1 protein-coding gene is annotated in these 1,379 nt (G+C 43.0%); it reads right to left on the reverse strand.

Annotated elements, in window-relative coordinates; genetic code table 11:
- Positions 1-62 precede the first annotated feature (62 nt).
- The coding region (locus A3738_RS20275; protein ID WP_068763808.1) for a 7TM domain-containing protein at positions 63-1,379 on the reverse strand (1,317 nt) is incomplete at its 5' end.

The raw sequence follows: 1,379 nt of genomic DNA on the forward strand, positions 1-1,379 counted from the left end.
GCGGTTCATTCCGATGATGCCGCATTGTTTTAGACGTTTAGGGCTGGCAAAACCAAACATGATCAACGATGTTCCAAAATCGATTTAAAGCGTCTTAAATCACTTAAGCGATAGCCGTTGTAATTTCCTATCGCTAAAATCGCCGCCAATACTAGTAATAAGCTTTCGGGATATAAGAAAACAAAATCTGCAACGTAGGTATTACTCATCAAAATATAGCTCACTACTGCCGTGAGCAAACTACCTAAGCCTTGAATCCCGACTTCTCTTGGACCTTCTTCTTCCCAAAGAATAGAAAGACGCTCAACCGTCCATGCGGTAATTATCATAGGGAAAAACGTCACTTTAAGCCCCCATGGGATACCAAGTTTATGACTCGCAATACCAATAGCTGCAAAAATAATAATCACAAACACAAGTACTGACGCGATTCTTGGCACCAGCAGTAAATTCAGACGGCTTAGCCAAGATCGAAGTAACAAGCCAATGCTAATCACCAAGACAAACAGCGTCAGCCCGACAATGAGCTCAGTCTGCAAAAACACCATGGCTATTAATACCGGCATAAACGTCCCGGACGTTCTGATGCCGATTAGATTTCGAAAAATAACAACAACCAAAGCGCCCAAGGGAATAATCAATAGCAACTTAAAAGTGCTTTGCTCAGAAATCGGTAANGAATAAATTGAAAAGTCGATAAACAAGCTATCTGCGATCCCTTGACTCTCTACCGACGTGGCAAGCGCATTGCGATACTCTCTGAGCATTGAAAAACGAAGTTCCGCATTTCGACCTCCGTAAATTTCAATAAGCGGCTCATCGCCCTCTTGGAACAAAATTAGTCGGTTAGGCTGAATTACATACTCTTCTAAGGCATCGATGGTATGCCACGCGTCCTGTTCGTAAACCCTTAAAAATTGCTGAATAGGCGTGTTGCGTTTGCGATCACGCAGCATCAAGCCTTGTGCAGTTTTGCTATGTACACCCGAGTAAGCTAGTAATTTTTGCGCAAGCTCTATGCGCTTACTTAAGCGTGCGTTCTCACCTAATAGAACCAGCATGCTCGGCTCATCAGTATTCATCATATCTAACAAAGCCAGCGCTTTTCCTTTGGGTGAACGATACTGTTCAAGCGACCTTGTAATCGCATCAACCGCCTGTTTTTCACTCACGAGAAATGTTGGGAGACTGAGCTCGCTTGGTGACGGTCTCGTGTAATTATCATTATTCAAAAACCACGTAACATAACGAATCGCAGCTTCTTGCTTACCTAGATTCATTTTCCCTTCAAGCAGAACTGATTCATAACCGTTTTCTGAGTTATTCTTTTGCGACTGGAAGGGACCAAATTTTTGAGTGACTAAGGTACGACGGTAAGG

This window comes from Oleiphilus sp. HI0066 (assembly GCF_001635725.1).